Below are 16,927 nucleotides of genomic sequence, written 5' to 3'. Positions count from 1 at the left end.
GATAAAAAATGACCACTCATGAGATATTTAGATAATGAAGCTTCCTCCCCTGCGTGCAGTGCAATATTTCGAGGTAGTGGCCCGGCTGCTCAGCTTCTCCCGCGCCGCCCTTGAATTGAACGTCAGCCAGAGTGCGGTCAGCCACCAGATCCGCCTGCTGGAGGATTTTCTGGGTGAGCGCTTGCTGCTGCGTCAGGGTCGGCTGCTCTCGCTGACGCCACAGGGGGAGAGCTACTTCGAAGGGATTGCCGCCGGGCTCAGCCAGATTGCCCAGAGCAGCGAACAGCTGCGCGGGGGTGGCGAGATGCGAGTCCGGCTCGCGGTCTACAGCTCGTTTGCGGTGAAATGGCTGATCCCCCGCCTGGCCGGATTGCGCCAGCTCTATCCCGAGCTGGATCTGAGTCTGGAGATGGTGGCGGAAGATCCCGAACTTTCCGATCGGGTGGCGGACTGCTTTATCACAGTGTCACCCCACGGGCGTGGCTACTGTCACGATCTTATCTATCAGGAGCGGCTCTTTCCGGTCTGTAGTCGCCGTCTGTTGCAGCAGATCAGCGGGGAGTGGCCCGAGGCCATTTGGCAGCTGCCGCTGCTCTCGGTGCAGTCCATTTACAAGGCGCGGGGGGAGGATTGGCAGCGCTGGGCCAAGGCAGGTGGCTTGGTGATCCCTGACGAGGCGCGAATGCACCACTTCAGCCATGTGCTGTTGGCGATGGAGGCGGCAGCCTGGGATCAGGGGGTGGCATTCGTGAATGATTACATGCTGCGGCCCGATGATCCCCAGCTGGTGGCCTTGCCGGTACACCAGCTGGAGACGGGGGATGCCTTCTACTTTACCTGCAAGCGCTCGCGGGCCCATGAGCCCGCTATCAGCCGGTTGCGCCAGTGGCTGATGATGGAGACACGCCAGAGCATGCCGCTCTAGCCTGCACCGTTACGCTCTCTTGAACTGGCTCAGTACAAACAGGCTGGTGGCACAGACGACGACCGAAGGCCCTGCCGGAGTATCCTGATACCAGGAGAGGGTCAATCCACCCAGCACGGCGAGACAGCCAATCAGCGCGGCAAAGCCGGCCATCTGCTCCGGTGTCTGGCTAAAGCGGCGGGCGGTGGCGGCAGGGATGATCAGCAAGGAGGTGATGATCAGCGCCCCGACAAACTTCATCGCTACGGCGATCACCAGCCCGATCAGCAGCATCAGCACGCAGCGCAACACGTCGACCCGGATCCCCTCTACCCGTGCCAGCTCTTCCGAGATGGTCATGGAGAGCAGGGGATCCCACAGTCGCCACAGGGTGAGCAGCACCAGCGCGCCACCGCCGTAGATCCAGAGCAGGTCCATCGGTTGTACCGAGAGCAGGTCGCCAAACAGGTAGGCCATCAGATCCACCCGCACGTTATCCATAAAACTCAAGGTAACCAGACCGAGGGACAGGGCGCTGTGGGCCAGAATCCCGAGCAGGGTATCGGTGGCCACCTGCTGGTTGCGGCTCATGATCACCAGCAGCATCGCCATGGCAAGGCAGCAGACCACCACCGCCAGGGTGAGATCGACTTGTAGCAGGATGCCCAGCGCAATGCCGAACAGGCAGGCGTGGGAGAGGGTGTCGCCAAAATAGGCCATTTTTCGCCATACCACGAAGCTGCCGAGGGGGCCGGCCAGCAGGGCGATGCCGAGACCGGCCGCGAGGGCGTATAACAGAAAGCTGTCCACTTGAATGTCCTGTTGCTTGCGCTATTTGCTGTGAGCGTTGTTGCGAGAAGGCAGGCGGATGACGGGGGCCTGCGGTTCATGATGATGGTGTTCGCCGTCGCAGTGGTGATGGTGGGTATAGACCGCCAGCACCTCCTGCTCCGGTCGCCCGAACAGACGGGCAAATTCGGGATGGCGGGCCACGCTTTCCGGCTCGCCATGACAGCAGACATGGCGGTTGAGGCAGATCACCTCGTGGGTGCTGGCCATCACCAGATGCAGGTCGTGGGAGACCATCAGCACGGCGCAATTGAGCTCGGCGGCGAGCTGACCGATCAGGGCGTAGAGCTCGATCTGGCCGGTGATATCGACCCCTTGTACCGGCTCGTCCAGCACCAGCAGCTCGGGCTTGACCAGCAGGGCGCGAGCCAGCAGCACACGCTGCATCTCACCTCCGGAGAGCTTCTGCATCCGGTTTTCCAGCAATCCCTCTGCGCCAACCCTGGTCAGCGCCTCCTCGATGGAGAGGCGGCTGTTTTTGCCCAGTTGCAGGAAGCGGCGTACCGTCAGCGGCAAGGTGGGATCCAGATAGAGGCGCTGTGGCACATAGCCGACTCTCAGATCGCGGCTGCGGGTGATCTTGCCCGAGTCCGGGGTGAGCAGACCCAGCACCAGCTTGCTCAGGGTGCTCTTGCCTGCCCCGTTGGGGCCGACTAACGTGGTGATTTTGCCTTTATTGAGGGTAAAGGAGACCTTGTCGAGCACAGAGCGTCCATCAAACGAGAGAGAGACCTCTTTCAGCTCTACCAGTTGGCTCATGACAACTCCGGGGTTTACAGCCAGTGAGAGTTATAATATAACAAAAAGCGGCTGTTATATTATCACATACTCACCCCCTGACGAGATTCACCAATGAGAATTATTGCGCTTTTCACTGCCCTGCTGGCGGTGAGTTTGCCTGTTCGTGCCATTGAGGTACTGACCACCATCAAGCCGCTAGGCTTCATCGCTGCGGCGATCACTGACGGGGTGAGCGAGCCCAAGGTATTGCTGCCCACCGGTGCCTCTCCCCACGATTTCTCCCTGCGTCCGTCCGATATTCGCAGCATCAACAGTGCCGATCTGGTGGTGTGGGTTGGCCCCGAGCTGGAAGGTTTTATGGCCAAGCCGCTGGCTAATCATCCCCATGCTCTGGCCCTGACTCAGGTTGAGGGGATGCCGCTGTTCAACTACGCGACTCAGGATAGTCACGACTCCCATGACCATGATGATCACGATCATGCCGCCCACGAGCACGGTGACCATGATGAAGGGCATGAAGGACATCATCACGAAGGGGTCGATCCCCATATCTGGCTTGGCCCGACGCAGGCCAAAGTGATTGCCAAGGCGATCGCAAGTGAATTGGGCAAGCTGGATCCGGCCAATCAGGCTCGCTATGACGCCAACCTCGCGGCATTTGATACCAAGGTGGATGCCAAAGACAAGGTGATTGCCGGCCAGATGAAGGCGGTGAATGAGAAGGGGTACTTTGTATTCCACGAGGCGTATGGCTACTGGGAGCGCCACTACGGCATGAGTTCAAAGGGTCACTTTACCGTGAGCCCTGAGCGTCGCCCGGGCGCCAAGACCCTGGTGGATATTCGCAAGGCACTGGAAGAGAAGCAGGCGAGCTGCATTTATGCCGAGCCGCAATTCTCACCGGCTGTGATCGAATCGGTGGCACGCAATACCGGCGCCAAGGTGTTGTTGCTTGATGAGGTGGGTGAACAGGTACCGCTCGGCCCGGATGGTTATCCCCAATTCATGCAGCAACTGGCAGACGCATTCGCACAGTGTCGCTGATCGCCTGCTGAGCCTCTCATCCGGAGGGACTATACTGACCTCCAGCATCTGACATGGAGTGTCCGGTATGAAATGGTTGTTGATCCCGGCTTGCACGTTGGCGCTATGTTGCGCCAGCGTGCAGGCTTCGCGTCTTTCCGAATATATTGCCAGTCCGGATCTGCGGGCCAAGCTGCAGGAAGTGTATGGTGGCCGAGCCATCCAGCGGGCCGAGGCATTCTCTCGCCTGCTCACCCCCAGAGCGGGTACAACCGACCAGCAGAAGATCGAGCTGGTGAACAACTACTTCAACAATCTGACCTATAGCGAGGATCCCAAGCTGTGGGGAGATGAGGATTACTGGGCCAATCCGCTGGAGTTCATCGGCGCTCGGGGTGGTGATTGCGAGGATTACAGCATCTCCAAGTACTACACCCTGATGGAGCTGGGGGTTGATGAGAAGAAGCTGCGACTGGCCTACGTCAAGGCGGTGCGTTACAACCAGTTCCACATGGTGACGCTCTACTTCCCGACACCCAAGGCTGACCCACTGGTGCTCGACAACATCAACAGCCGGATCCTGCCGGGCAGCAAGCGTACCGATCTCATTCCCGTTTACAGTTTCGATGCCAAAAGCATCTGGATCATGAAGTCACGGCGGGAAGGGACGCTGGCGGGGAGTGCCGATCGGTTGGCGCAGTGGACATCGATGAAGACCCGTTTCTCCAGCGAGCAACTGCGCTCTCCTCGTCGTCAGTTATAGCTTGCCCGCCGCCTTCAACTCATCGAAATATTTCACCGCGCCCGGATGCTGTTCAATACTCAGCACCGGGCCGGTTTTATTGCGTGCCCGGTGAAACATATTGGCGTAGCCATAAGTCTGCTCATTGAACTTGGTCTGCTGGGTCAGCATGGCCTTGGTCAGACGATAGACAGACTCTTCCGGCATGTTTGCATTGGTGACCAGGGTGGCGGCAATGGCAAAGGTGGGGGTCGCCTTCAGATTGCCGGGGTAGATGCGGGCGGGCACCTGACTACGTTGGTAATATTTGACCCCTTTGAGTAGCTGATCACGGGTGGCCCCATCGATGGGGAGGAAACTGACCGCGCAGCGTTTGGCGGTGTCGAGCACAATCCGGTTCGGGTGTCCCATCACCAGTGCAAATGCGTCGATCTGCTTGCTGCAGAGCGCATCCGGCAGGTTGGCCATGCTCTTTAGATCGAGATCCTGTTCTTTCGCTCCCAAGATGTTGAACAGGGTCAGCGCCGTCTGGCGGGTTCCCGAGCTCTTCAACCCCATGTCGATGGGGGCGAGCTTGAGCTGTTCCAGTGAAGTGATATCGCCATCGGCACGGATCACTATGGTGAAGGGCTCGGCATGGGTGGCAAACAGGGCGCGCAGCTCAGGTTGCGGCTGCGTGGCAAAAGGGCCCAAGCCCTGGCTTGCCTGATATAGCCAGTCTGATTGCACCATGGCGTAGGAGGTCTCGCCACTCTTTAGCCGCTTCAGGTTTTCTATTGAACCCGATGAGCTTTGCAATGTGCACGCAAGTTGCTCATCGACCTCATGGGCCAGACGGCAAAACTCTTTGGTTATCTGGTGATAAATCCCCTGCTCACCCCCGGTGGTGATAGTGACGGTTTCAGCCATCAGGCCGGATTGCCACAGCAGGGGCAACAGCATGGCGAGCTTCTTCATGATTGCGCCTCCTTGGCATAACCATCGATACCCCAGGTCCGCAGTTTGTCGATGTCGCGACACTCTCCCGATTCTGCCAGCAGGGTATAACCGGCGGCATGCATGGTTTGGGAGAGCAGATTCCAGTAGAGCGGCGCATCGGTCAGCTGACAGCTGATAAAGATGGGATTGAGCGGGTCAAGTTGATTGAAGGTATCCGCATTGAGGGGAATGGCGCTGAAGGCGAGCTCACACCCCTGTTCCTGCAACGCGGCCAAGGTAGACTGGCCGTGGGCGGGGAATGTGGCTACATCCCAGCGCCAATCCAGTGTTTTTCCTCGCCCCTGGCTTAGCAGAGGGGCGATCTCGGACCATTGCGGGTGATTGAGCAGGGAGAGGGGCAGCAAGACCCCTTCTATATGAGAGTGCTGCCACTGTTGCAGGGCGCTCTGGATGGTTGCGAGATCGCTGTCGGCACCGAGGGGCTGACTGGGCAAGAAACGCTGATAGAGGGCGATCTCCCCTTGTGTGGAGACAAATTTTTGCAGTTGCCCACCTTCCGGCAGCGGGCTCACTCCTTGCAGCGGCTGTGGGGGCGTCAGTGGCAGCTGTTTTCCCAGCTGGGTGATTTTGAGTCGTTGTTGCAGCAGATCCCGTTTGCGTTCGGAAACCAATTGGTTGATGGAAAGTGCCACTTCTTTGAGGTCTTGCAACCAGGGAGTGGGCAGGGTGCTGTTGAACTGGTGTTTGCGGATACGGATCAGCTGCAGGTTGATCTGCTCCAGGGGCTGCAGCAGGCGTTTGCACACCAGGGAGATGATCAGGGTAAATACGACGAGGCCCGCCAGCAGCGCCAGACCGGTGCGACTGATGGCATTCCACAGATGCTGATAGGCGTAGCCGCTATGCCCCTCAAGGGTCAGAGTGCCCAGCATGCGCCAGCCATCGGTCAACTCTTGCTCAATCTTGACGGGGGGCATGCCGATAACCGAGGGAAGCCAGCCGGGGACATTTTGCTGGGTAGAGTGGAAGACCTTCTGAAACAGCAACTGGCCATCAGGATCGATCAGGGTGACCGAGCTGACGAAGCCGCCGTCGAACATGGCATTGACGATGGTCTCGGCCAGCACATTGTCGTCATTGAGCAGGGTTCCTTGCAGCACCAGCCCGAGAGCGGTGACGGCGGTTTCCAGGTTGGCTGACATCTGGTCGAGGATGGATTGGCGGACCGTCGTGACTTCCAGTGCAAACAGCAGCGCTGCACCGATCAGGAACAGGACGACAATTATTCTGATTAACAGTTTTGCTAACGACATATCCACTCCATGGAAAAGTTATCGCAACATTTTGGGTTTCTATTCAGTATCGAATCCGACCCGGTTCTTAAAAATAGGAAAAAATGGTTAAAAAAGACGATCATTTCTGCCCATCCGGGCGGGTTATGCATAAAATGTGAGGTTCATGCAGATTGTGATGAACTATTTGTAACTATTTGTGTCCAACAAACAGTTTTATACGGTTTTGTCACAACTGACATCGCAACTCACAATCTTTAGATCTAAATACAGGATAGCGGATGAAACGTCTCCGTCCCTTGGTAGTACAGGCTGCCAATTGGGAACCACCGGTTCCCCGCAAACACTTTTACGCCATGCTGATGCTGACGGCCATGACCCTGTCAGCAGTGGCATTATTGCCAGCTCCGGGTGACATCCTCGAGCGGCCGCTGCGTCTTGAGTTGCCCATTGATACCGCAGGTACGGCAACCAACGAAAACAACACCGACTTTAACGAAATCCCCGATCACGAACTGGTTGATCAAAGTGCGCCGGATGACGACATCCCGGTTGACACCACCCCCCAGTGGCAGGATTACCGGGTCCGCAACGGCGAAAACCTGACCGCTATTTTTAACAATCTCGGTCTCTCCACCACCACCCTTTACAAGGTGCTGGACGCCGATAACAAGAATTATCTGGCGCGCCTCAAGCCGGGCCAGAATATCGAGCTGCTGATCGATCAGGACAACATCCTGCAGCAACTCAAAATCCGCCTGAACATCAAGCAGACGCTGGTGATGGCGCGCAGCGACGATGCCTATACCGCCTCCATGATCAATGAGAAGGTTGAGTGGCAACCGCAGCGTTACAACGGCGTGATCAACGGCAGCTTCTATGTTAGTGCCCGCAATGCGGGGATTCCGGCCAACCATATCCAGAAAATTGCCAACCTGTTCCAGTGGCGGATGAATTTCGCCAAGGATCTGCAGAAGGGCGACAAGTTCAAAGTGCTGGTACGCCAGGAGACGGTGGAAGGCAAAAGCACTGGCAACAGCCAGCTGCTGGGTGTGGAAGTTACCAGCCAGGGCAAGACGGTGTCGGCCTGGCTCTCCGATGACGGCAACTACTACGACGGTCAGGGCAACAGTCTGGAGCGCGGATTCCGCCGCTACCCGACCCATAGCCGCTATCGGATCAGCTCCAATTTCAACCCGGCGCGCAAACATCCGGTAACCGGTATGGTGCGTCCTCACGAGGGCACCGACTTCGCGGTGCCGGTGGGCACGCCAGTGCTGGCGACCGGTGATGGTGTCGTCCAGAAGGCAACCAGCCACCCGCTAGCGGGCACTTATATCGTCATCAAGCATGGCCGTACTCTCTCTACCCGTTATCTGCACCTGAGCAAGCTGCTGGTCAAAACCGGTCAGCGAGTGAAGATGGGCGACAAGATCGGCCTCTCCGGCAACACAGGTCGCTCGACCGGTGCTCACCTGCACTACGAGCTGCGGATCAACAACCGCCCGGTCAATGCCATGACTGCCAAGCTGCCGATGGCTGAACCGCTCAGCGGCAAGGAGCGTCGTCAGTTCCTTGCCAAGGTGAAGAGCTACCGCAAGGAGCTGGCCGCGGGTTGATTCCTGTCGTCACAGCCTGAAATGAAAGGCCCCGCCAGATTGGCGGGGCCTTTTTACATGCACAGTGAGGGTTAGTAACCCTTGTCGAAGTCGATCTTGCCATCCAGTGGCTGGCCATCGATAAAGCGGATGTAGTTGCGCACAAAGATCTGGGCCACATCATCCGGGAAGCTGTAGGCGCTGTTGTGGGGGGTGACGATGAGGTTGGGTTGGCCCCACAGCGGACTGTCGGCGGGCAGCGGCTCCTGCTCGAACACATCCAGCACCGCCATCGCCAGCTTGCCGGTACGCAGTGCGGTGAGCAGATCGCCAGAGTGCACGGCGCTGCCACGACCGACGTTGAACAGGATGGCGCCCGGTTTGCAGTGTTCGAAGCGGGCGGCATTGAACAGATGACGGGTATCGCGGGTGGCTGGCAGCACGCTGACGATGACATCGGCCTGCGCCAGCATCTTGTTGAGCGCAGGCAGTTGATAAACCTGATCAAACCCGGCCCGCTCCCGACCGCTGCGGCTGATGCCCAGTACCTTCATGCCAAAATGTTTGCCGGTGTGGGCAATATGCTGACCAATGCTGCCGGTCCCCAGGATCAGCATTGTGCGCCCCTTGAGGCCCTGATAGGGGTGGCTTTGCCACAGTCGCTGTTTCTGCTGTTCCCGATAAAGGGGAATTTGGCGCATCAGGCTGAGCAGATGACCAAAGACATACTCGCTCATCAGTGGGCCGAAGATGCCGCGGACATTGGTGAGCTGATAGTCGCGGCGACTGTCAGGGTCGAGCAGCACATCGACTCCCGCATAGGTGGACTGGAACCAGCTCAGCTTGTTGGCTTTGGGCAGCAGCGGTTTGGCACGGGCCGGTTCGGCCATCAGAATATGGGCTTCGCCGATCAGCTTCTCGGCATCGCTCTGGTTATCGGCCCGCAGAATGCGCAGATGGGGGAGGTTGGCGGCCTTGAGCAGCCGTTCGTAGTGAGCATTATCCTGGCTGAGCAAAAGAAGGGTACGTTGGCTCATACTCTTGTTCCTTATCAGAATTTGCGGCGCAACAAGATGCCGCTCTCGACCCATCTTACCTGACTTCATATCGCAACATAGCCGACCAGGGCGCTTTTTCGTTTTCGCCGCGCGCCTCGTGGGCTACAATCTGCCCCACATTTTGCAAAGGATCCGACTCCAGTGTTTGGTGACAAGTTTTATAAGCGACTGGCCGAGCTACAGCCTTGGCAACAGACCGTCTACACCCTGGCGCTGGCAGAGCGCATGTACCCCAACTATGCCCTGTTCTGTCAGGCCTCCGGCTTTGGCAATGCTGGCGCTTTCCGGCATGCGCTGGATCAGATGTGGGTCTACCTCACCGTCAAGGGATCCCGGGTCAATCTGGGGGCCATTCTCGAAGAGTTCGAGTCTCACATTCCGGATCCCCGCAAGTTTGAATCCTACGGCGCCTATCCCGCGCTGGATGCCTGTGTTGCGCTGGGCTGCGCCTATAACTCGGTGATCTGCCGGGTTGGCGAAGAGGCCAACGATGCCAGTCATGCCTCAGTCGGTACTGTGGCCGGTTTTATCGAGCTGCTGGAAGAGCGGGATCTGACCGAAGAGGAGCTCTACGAGCACGAGTACATGGAAGCCGAGCTGGAGTTCCAGGTTGAACTGCTCAAGCGGGTTGCTCATGAGCGCGACAGCGATCGTATCCTGGCCATCAGAGTATTTGCCTCTCAGGATGGCGTCTCCAATATCGGGATCAGCCTGGAAGAGTAATCCTCTGCGGCCCCTGATCGAAAAAGCTCCCGTTCGGGAGCTTTTTTTATGCCTGAAATTGTTCAGCAGCTTATGCCTGCTCTTCGGTGAGGGGTCTGACGCTCAGCACCGGGGCTGCGTCGATTTCGTCTGCATTCATCATGGCGGAGATGCGTTGCAGGGAAGAGAGCAGCAGGGTCTGTTCCCACGCTTCCAGCGCCTGAAAACGCTGGATGAAGCGCTCTTGCAGCGGGGTCGGGGCCTGGGCCAGCAGGGCGCGGCCTGCGTCAGTCAGTGTCGCGTGAACCTTGCGCTTGTCGGTATTGCTGCGAACGCGCTGCACCAGTTGGCGGCTCTCCAATCGGTCCATGATGGTGGTGGCGGTGGCCTGGCTCATGTTGGTGTGATCGGCCAGCTGACGCATGGAGATCTGTCCCAGCTCGTCGATCCCTTTGAGCAGCAAGAGTTGCGGGGAGGTGAGCCCGGCTTCTTTGATCAAGCGCCTGGAGTGCATATCGATGGCACGAATAATCTGGCGCAGGGCGACCAGCACTTCATCATGTTTTTCCATGGGGTGTGCGTCATTGGAGGGCTATGTAGAGGCGCAAAATTTTCCGCCTAATTCGTCACAAGGTCAATATGGTTTTTGTTGTAATAATTTCTGCTCTAATTAATTTTGTGTTAGGTTAACGGGCATTTCACGGAATTCACCCTGACATTTGAGGAGCGAAATGATGAATGACGAGCTGGATATCAAGTCTCTGGTGGCCGAGTTACGTGTGGTCAGAGTGCGCTATGAACTGCCGGATACCTCGGCTTTTGTGCGCTATCAGCCTGCCTATGATGAAGACCCGAACAACCTCAAGGTACACCACTATGATGGTGAGTTACCCCTCTCTTGCAGTGAGACAGGTACTTTCAACCTAAAGGAGTTGGTGAATGAATTGCGCTACGCCTATGTGCTGGTGCACCTCTTTCCTGACGAAAGTGCCATGAACTTCTATCTGACCGGCCTCGATACCGGCCTGGCCCAGCTGGAGTTCATCGGTGGCTCTTACGACTTCAACCGCCTCTGGATCACCAGCGGTATCTCCAATCTGGGCGTCCCCATGGCCATCTTCCTTGGCAAGCGTCACGCCGTGAATGGCCAGCCCTCGGTTTCGCTGGTGGATCACCGCGAACAGACGGCCGGCAAACTGGTCTATCGCGCCATCGGCGGTGCCGGTGATCATGTGGGTGAAGACTTTTTCAACAACGACTAAGGAGGCTGGATGCGAGCAAGCAAAGGGCTATTGAAAGGCCTCAACCCGACTATGGCCATGACGGCCCTCACCGTGATCACCCTGTTTTTGCTGTTTGGCGTATTTGTTCCCGATACCGCGGCCGCCTGGTTTGTCGGTGCCAAGGATCAGATTATTGCCGGGTTCAAGTGGTACTACATTCTGGTGGTCGCCTTGTTCCTGTTCTTCGCTGTCTACCTGATGTTCAGCCGTTTTGGCAGCATCCGGCTGGGTGACGACGACCAGGTACCGGAGTTCGGCTACTTCGCCTGGTTCTCCATGCTCTTTAGCGCTGGCATGGGCATCGGTCTGGTGTTCTGGAGCATCGCCGAGCCGATGAACCATCTGCAGGGCAATCCGTTCATTACCGAAGGGATGACCCCGGAAGCGGCCCAGATCGCCATGCGCCTCACCTTTTTCCATTGGGGCCTGCACCCCTGGGCCATCTATGTGATCGTTGGCCTATCGCTGGCCTTTTTCAGTTATCGTCGCAAGTTGCCGCTGGCGATCCGCTCCGTGCTTTACCCCATCCTCGGTGAGCGCATCTACGGCTTCTGGGGCCATGCGGCCGATGTGCTGGCGGTGTTCGGCACCGTGTTCGGGGTGGCAACCTCCCTTGGTCTGGGGGTCTCCCAGATGAATACCGGCCTCAACCAGATGTTTGGTATGGCGGTGTCGCAGTCCAACCAGCTCTGGCTGATTGGTGGCATCAGCCTGATCGCCACTCTGTCGGCGGTCTCCGGGGTCGGGCGAGGGGTGAAGATCCTCTCCGAGCTCAATATCTGGCTGAGCGTCTTCGTACTTGCGCTCTTTCTGGTGTTGGGGCCGACCACCTATATCCTCAACGCCTATGTGCAGAATATCGGTGATTACCTGCAGAACATCGTCAAACTGAGCTTCTGGACCAACACCGAGGCCAACGGCACCTCGGCCTGGCAGTCGAGCTGGACGGCGTTTTACTGGGGCTGGTGGATTGCCTGGGCGCCGTTTGTCGGCATGTTTATCGCCCGCATCTCCAAGGGGCGTACTATCCGCGAGTTTGTGCTCGGTGTGCTGCTGGTGCCCTCGCTGCTCGGCATGTTCTGGCTCACCGTGTTTGGCGGTACGGCGATGAATCTGGAGCTGTTTGGTGGTGGCGGCGTGGTCGCTGCGGTCAATCAGGATGTGACGCTGGCGCTCTACAAGACGGTCGAGCTGCTGCATTGGGATACCTTCGGCTGGATTGCCAAAGCTGTGCTGACCCTGCTCATCTGCACCTACTTCATCACCTCCAGTGATTCGGGCACGCTGGTCATCACCACACTGCTCTCCATCGGTGATCAGGAGCCGCCGGTACTGCACCGCGCCGTATGGGGTCTGGGGCAGGGGTTGGTTGCGGCCATCCTGCTGGTTTCCGGCGGCCTGGCGGCCTTGCAGGCGGCCAGCATCATAGCGGCACTGCCGTTCTCGGTGATCATGCTGGCGATGTGCTATTCGCTGATGCTGGGGCTCAAGCAGGAGAGCCAGCGCCAGTTCGAATATCGCCAGAATCTCAAGCGCCACGATGGCTCATCCCATATGAGCCTGATGGAGCGAATTGGTCCGGCATAACGGCACCAGCAGGGGTTAGCACCCCCTCACATATCAATCTGGATGCAAAACGGCCGCCCTGGCGATGCTCTCCTTGCGGAGCTCATCATCAGGGCGGCCGTCTGTTATGGGGCCGAGGTTACTCCTCGATAAAGGTCCACTCATCCTTGATGCGGCTGATGGCATTGGTGCGCTTTTTGGCGAGCTGTTCCTTGATCTCTTCCCCTTTGAAACCGGCTGCCACTATCTCTTTCACCGGCACCGCCTGGGCGGCAGCCAGCGCTTCGGCCACATAGTCCGGCTCGGCGTAGACCCGCTCCTCGAAACCGGTACGGCCATGGAAGTCGGCGCGACAGGCATCCAGCAACTGGGCAAAGCGCTCGGGGCGGCGCCAGGCATCCGCCTTGTCGAACACCTTGAGCAGGGTGGCGGGCTTGAGCTCAAAGGCGATATGGATGTGGGTGTGCAGATCGCTCACCAGCAGCGCCAGATCCCGGCACTCATTGGGTACCCGGAACCGCTCGCACAGAGCGCGAATAAGCGGCAGCCCTTTCTGGCCATGACCGTGATGGCTTGGCCAGAACTCCTTGGGGGTTACTCCCTTGCCAAGGTCATGGCAGAGGGCAGCAAAGCGGACGGTCAGCTCGGGGGAGATCCGGCAGGCTTGCTCCAGCACCATCAGGGTGTGGATGCCGGTGTCGATCTCCGGGTGCCACTTGGCCGGGGCGGGGACGCCGAACAGCGCATCAATCTCTGGGAACAGCGCCTTGAGGGCACCGCAACTGCGCAGCACCTCGATAAAGATCTGCGGGGTCGGCCCCAGCAGCACCTTCTCCAGCTCCTTCCAGACTCGCTCCGGCGTGAGGTGGGCCAGCTCGCCAGCGGCCGTCATCTCGCTCATCAGGGCGAGGGTCTCCGGCGCTATGGTAAAGCCCTGAGCGTGGAAGCGGGCGGCGAAGCGGGCGACCCGCAGGATGCGCAGCGGATCTTCGGCAAAGGCAGGGGAAACGTGGCGCAGCAGCCGTTTTTCCAAATCCTCGATGCCACCGTAGGGATCGTGGAGCTGGCCCTGATCATCCTCGGCGATGGCGTTGATGGTGAGATCCCGGCGCAGCAGATCCTGCTCCAGGGTCACATCGGGGGCGGCGTGGCAGACAAAGCCGGTGTAGCCCTGACCCTGTTTGCGTTCGGTACGGGCGAGGGCATACTCCTGCTGGGTTTTGGGGTGAAGAAACACGGGAAAGTCGCGACCGACCTGGGTAAAGCCCAGCGCCAGCATCTGCTCCACGGTGGCGCCGACCACCAGATGATCCCTGTCGCCCTGCGGCAATCCCAGCAGGCGATCCCGCACTGCGCCCCCAACCAGATAAGTCTGCAAACCGTCTCTCCCGTCATCAATTGTGGGGCCGAGTATATCGTCTTTGTTACCGCTTTGCTGCCTGACCACCACCTGCCCGCAGCGCCAGTCAGCGCGGCTTTGACTTGGGCGTGACGAGGCCTTACGCTGCCGCACCAGACAGCTGGCGCTGTGCTGCGGGATGACTTTATGCCCGCTCAGGCCAGATGAGCCGAAGGAACCGCAGAGTTCCCCATATATCAACGACATGAGAACAACGTGAATCAATCAACCTTCGCAAGCCGGGTTCTGGAGTGGTACGAGCTTCATGGCCGCAAAACCCTGCCCTGGCAGCAGGAGAAGACCCCTTACCGGGTCTGGGTCTCGGAGATCATGCTGCAGCAGACCCAGGTCGCCACAGTCATCCCCTATTACCAGCGTTTTATGGCGCGCTTCCCCGATGTAGTGGCGCTGGCCGATGCCCCTGTCGACGAGGTGCTGCACCACTGGACCGGGCTTGGCTACTACGCCCGGGCCCGCAACCTGCACAAGGCGGCTCAGCAGATCCGCGATCACCACCACGGCCTCTTTCCCGAGCGCTTTGACGAGGTGATGGCGCTGCCGGGGATTGGCCGCTCAACCGCCGGGGCCGTGCTGTCGCTCTCTCTGGGTCAGCCCCACGCCATCCTTGATGGCAACGTTAAGCGGGTACTCACCCGCTGGCTGGCGCTGCCGGGCTGGCCCGGCCAAAAACAGGTGGAGAACGAGCTGTGGGAGATCGCCATCCGGCTGACCCCCAAACTGGGCGTGGCGCAATACAATCAGGCGATGATGGATATCGGGGCCACTATCTGCACCCGCAGCAAGCCTGCCTGTGATCGCTGTCCGGTGCGGGCCGATTGCCAGGGGCTGTCGCAAGGCAAGCCCACCGTCTATCCCAACAGCAAGCCCAAGAAGAGTATTCCGGCCCGCGATGGCGTCATGCTGCTGATCCGCCATGGTGACGAGTTATTGCTGGAGAAGCGGCCGCCGCAGGGGATCTGGGGCGGGCTCTACTGCTTCCCGCAGGTGGCCTCGCTGGCGGAGGTGGATGGTCTGCTGGCATCCCTCGGCCTGAGCCATCACGGTTATCGTGAACTGGCCGGTTTTCGCCATACCTTCAGCCACTTCCATCTCGATATTCAGCCGTTGCTGATTGAAATTGATGAGGCGCAGCCGCTGCGGCTCATGGAAGCAGATAACCGACTCTGGTATAACTTACGCCATCCTGCCGAGGTGGGGCTGGCGGCCGCCACGGCCCGTCTGCTCGCCTATCCAGAGTTACAACCATAGAGGTCAACATGAGCCGTACTGTATTTTGCCAACGCCTGAAAAAAGAGGGCCCGGGTCTGGATTTCCAACTCTATCCCGGTGAGCTCGGCAAGCGGATTTTTGACAACATCAGCAAGGAAGCCTGGGCCGAGTGGCAGAAGAAGCAGGTGATGCTGATCAACGAGAAAAAGCTCAACATGATGAATCTTGAGCATCGCCAACTGCTGGAAAAAGAGATGGTCAGCTACCTGTTTGATGCAGGTGAAGTGCAGATCGAAGGTTACACCCCGCCTGCCCAGTAAGCTCTCCGGCTGTTGTACGTGTGAACAGGTGCGGGAATGGCGCCACACTGGCGTGACCGCTTCTGAAGTCGCAGCAAATGAATGATGGGCAGCTCTGCTGCCCGGTTTGAGGATCCTATGGGCCGAATTTTTTGGCTGCTGTGTACCCTGCTGTTTCTCTCTGCCTGCTCATCTTCCCCCAAGCCCAGCGGGAGTGAGGATGACGATCTGGTCAACGGCAAGGACATCCGCGGTTTTGAACACATGATCAGCGCGCTCTCCCATAACGTGAACGAGATATGGGGGCGGGAGGCGCTGTTTGCGGGCAAGTTTGACTACGTAAAATACACGGATCAGTACAAGAGCCGGGCCCATATCGACTTCTCCAGCGGCCACATCATGGTGGAGACGGTCTCGGGCATCGATCCCCGTACTCACCTGCGTCGCGCCATCATCGAGACCCTGCTGACCCCGGACGATCCGGCCGAAGTGGATCTTTACTCCGACCGGGAAATTCTGACCGGAGGCGAGCCTTTCCTCTATGGTCAGGTGCTGGACAATCAGCGCCAGCCAATCCGAGCCTCCTGGCGCGCCGAGCGTTATGCCGATTACCTGCTCAACACGGCGATGAAGAAGCGCACTCTGGGTATTCGCACCATCTTCTTCGTCGATATACCCATGGTGGCCAACCATGAAGACCGACGGGGCTACAAGTATGCGGGGATCATCCGGGAAGCGTCGCGCAAATACGGCGTGCCGGAGAGCCTGATCTATGCGGTGATCAAGACCGAGAGCAGCTTCAACCCCTATGCGGTGAGCCATGCCAACGCTTATGGCCTGATGCAGGTGATCCCGGCCACTGCCGGTCGTGACGTCTATGTGCGGGTCAAGGGCAAGAACGGCCAGCCGACCCGGGAGGAGCTGTTCAACCCGGCCTACAACATCGATGTCGGTACCGCCTATCTGCACCTGTTGCAGACCGTCTATCTGGCGGATATTCAGGATCCGCGCTCCCGTCGCTATGCGGTGATCTCCGCCTATAACGGTGGCGCTGGCGGGGTGCTCAATACCTTCTCCAGCGATCGCAAGGCGGCGCCGAGCCGGATCAACAGGCTCTCCCCCGAGGCGGTCTATCAGGTGTTGACCGAGCAGCATCCCAAAGAGGAGGCGCGCCGTTACCTCTACAAGGTCAATCAGGCCGAGAAGGGCTTCAAGAGAGCCTTTGCCAGTCGGGCCGGTTAAGCGGTGATGCTGGGTTAACCATGCAAAAGGGCGCTTGATATCAAGCGCCCTTTTAACGTC

The 16,927-nt window shown here is 58.7% G+C and carries 17 protein-coding genes; 10 read left to right on the top strand and 7 right to left on the bottom strand.

Going from position 1 to position 16,927, the window contains the following annotated elements:
• The first annotated feature begins 34 nt into the window (after positions 1–34).
• On the top strand, positions 35–925 hold the full coding sequence (locus OKB77_RS13920; protein WP_042052463.1) for a LysR substrate-binding domain-containing protein: 891 nt from the start codon (positions 35–37) through the stop codon (positions 923–925).
• A gap of 9 nt (positions 926–934) precedes the next feature.
• Here OKB77_RS13920 and znuB read toward each other — a convergent pair whose 3' ends face one another.
• Both znuB and znuC read right to left on the bottom strand, forming a co-directional pair.
• Positions 935–1,714: a zinc ABC transporter permease subunit ZnuB gene (gene znuB / locus OKB77_RS13915; protein ID WP_005354863.1), complete on the bottom strand. Its 780-nt coding sequence runs from the start codon at positions 1,712–1,714 to the stop codon at positions 935–937.
• Between the two features lie 21 nt (positions 1,715–1,735).
• Positions 1,736–2,512, bottom strand: coding sequence for a zinc ABC transporter ATP-binding protein ZnuC (gene znuC / locus OKB77_RS13910; RefSeq protein WP_069526907.1), 777 nt, complete (start codon positions 2,510–2,512; stop codon positions 1,736–1,738).
• A gap of 93 nt (positions 2,513–2,605) precedes the next feature.
• Between znuC and znuA the strand changes: the two genes are divergently transcribed.
• The gene (gene znuA / locus OKB77_RS13905; protein WP_005335850.1) at positions 2,606–3,538 is read left to right on the top strand and encodes a zinc ABC transporter substrate-binding protein ZnuA; all 933 of its coding nucleotides are present in this window, start codon (positions 2,606–2,608) and stop codon (positions 3,536–3,538) included.
• A gap of 67 nt (positions 3,539–3,605) precedes the next feature.
• Positions 3,606–4,280: a transglutaminase-like cysteine peptidase gene (locus tag OKB77_RS13900; protein ID WP_042052461.1), complete on the top strand. Its 675-nt coding sequence runs from the start codon at positions 3,606–3,608 to the stop codon at positions 4,278–4,280.
• Here the strand turns inward: OKB77_RS13900 and OKB77_RS13895 are convergent.
• Entirely contained in the window at positions 4,275–5,216 is a 942-nt protein-coding gene (locus OKB77_RS13895; RefSeq protein WP_064341642.1) for a TAXI family TRAP transporter solute-binding subunit, read from the bottom strand. The two genes, OKB77_RS13900 and OKB77_RS13895, sit on opposite strands and share 6 nt — an antisense overlap.
• Positions 5,213–6,511 carry a LapD/MoxY N-terminal periplasmic domain-containing protein gene (locus OKB77_RS13890; RefSeq protein ID WP_064341643.1) on the bottom strand — a complete coding sequence of 433 codons (1,299 nt, stop codon included), beginning with the start codon at positions 6,509–6,511 and terminating at the stop codon, positions 5,213–5,215. The genes OKB77_RS13895 and OKB77_RS13890 overlap by 4 nt, the downstream gene beginning before the upstream one ends.
• Positions 6,512–6,771: 260 nt before the next feature.
• Between OKB77_RS13890 and mepM the strand changes: the two genes are divergently transcribed.
• Entirely contained in the window at positions 6,772–8,109 is a 1,338-nt protein-coding gene (gene mepM / locus OKB77_RS13885) for a murein DD-endopeptidase MepM (protein ID WP_042081590.1), read from the top strand.
• Between the two features lie 71 nt (positions 8,110–8,180).
• Here the strand turns inward: mepM and OKB77_RS13880 are convergent, their stop codons facing one another.
• Positions 8,181–9,125: a D-2-hydroxyacid dehydrogenase gene (locus OKB77_RS13880; RefSeq protein ID WP_005363043.1), complete on the bottom strand. Its 945-nt coding sequence runs from the start codon at positions 9,123–9,125 to the stop codon at positions 8,181–8,183.
• 162 nt (positions 9,126–9,287) lie between these two features.
• On the opposite strand from OKB77_RS13880, the gene OKB77_RS13875 reads away from it, so the two are divergent.
• A complete protein-coding gene (locus OKB77_RS13875; RefSeq protein ID WP_005335839.1) occupies positions 9,288–9,869 on the top strand; it encodes a YjaG family protein in 582 nt (193 codons plus the stop codon).
• A 70-nt stretch (positions 9,870–9,939) separates the two neighbouring features.
• Here OKB77_RS13875 and OKB77_RS13870 read toward each other — a convergent pair whose 3' ends face one another.
• Positions 9,940–10,419 carry a MarR family winged helix-turn-helix transcriptional regulator gene (locus OKB77_RS13870; protein WP_021231719.1) on the bottom strand — a complete coding sequence of 160 codons (480 nt, stop codon included), beginning with the start codon at positions 10,417–10,419 and terminating at the stop codon, positions 9,940–9,942.
• 163 nt (positions 10,420–10,582) lie between these two features.
• On the opposite strand from OKB77_RS13870, the gene OKB77_RS13865 reads away from it, so the two are divergent.
• Positions 10,583–11,110 (top strand): hypothetical protein, encoded by a 528-nt coding sequence (locus OKB77_RS13865; protein WP_123172329.1) that lies wholly within the window; start codon positions 10,583–10,585, stop codon positions 11,108–11,110.
• A gap of 9 nt (positions 11,111–11,119) precedes the next feature.
• Positions 11,120–12,718 (top strand): BCCT family transporter, encoded by a 1,599-nt coding sequence (locus OKB77_RS13860; protein ID WP_005335834.1) that lies wholly within the window; start codon positions 11,120–11,122, stop codon positions 12,716–12,718.
• A gap of 118 nt (positions 12,719–12,836) precedes the next feature.
• Here OKB77_RS13860 and OKB77_RS13855 read toward each other — a convergent pair whose 3' ends face one another.
• A complete protein-coding gene (locus OKB77_RS13855; RefSeq protein WP_123172330.1) occupies positions 12,837–14,075 on the bottom strand; it encodes a multifunctional CCA addition/repair protein in 1,239 nt (412 codons plus the stop codon).
• Between the two features lie 237 nt (positions 14,076–14,312).
• Here OKB77_RS13855 and mutY point away from each other — a divergent pair, with 237 nt between their 5' ends.
• The 3 genes from mutY to mltC all read left to right on the top strand — a co-directional run bounded on the left by mutY (position 14,313) and on the right by mltC (position 16,867).
• On the top strand, positions 14,313–15,365 hold the full coding sequence (gene mutY / locus OKB77_RS13850) for an A/G-specific adenine glycosylase (RefSeq protein ID WP_123172331.1): 1,053 nt from the start codon (positions 14,313–14,315) through the stop codon (positions 15,363–15,365).
• Positions 15,366–15,373: 8 nt separating this feature from the next.
• Complete coding sequence (locus tag OKB77_RS13845; RefSeq protein WP_005335828.1) at positions 15,374–15,646, top strand: oxidative damage protection protein; 273 nt, start codon at positions 15,374–15,376, stop codon at positions 15,644–15,646.
• A gap of 117 nt (positions 15,647–15,763) precedes the next feature.
• Positions 15,764–16,867, top strand: a complete 1,104-nt coding sequence (mltC, locus tag OKB77_RS13840; protein WP_123174110.1) for a membrane-bound lytic murein transglycosylase MltC — start codon at positions 15,764–15,766, stop codon at positions 16,865–16,867.
• Positions 16,868–16,927: the final 60 nt, after the last annotated feature.

It is taken from the genome of Aeromonas sp. Y318-3 (genome assembly GCF_027706185.1).
In the GTDB taxonomy this organism is placed as follows: Bacteria; Pseudomonadota; Gammaproteobacteria; order Enterobacterales; family Aeromonadaceae; genus Aeromonas; species Aeromonas veronii.
Note: the sequence above shows the minus strand (reverse complement) of the source record. Positions and strands in the feature narration are given on the sequence as shown.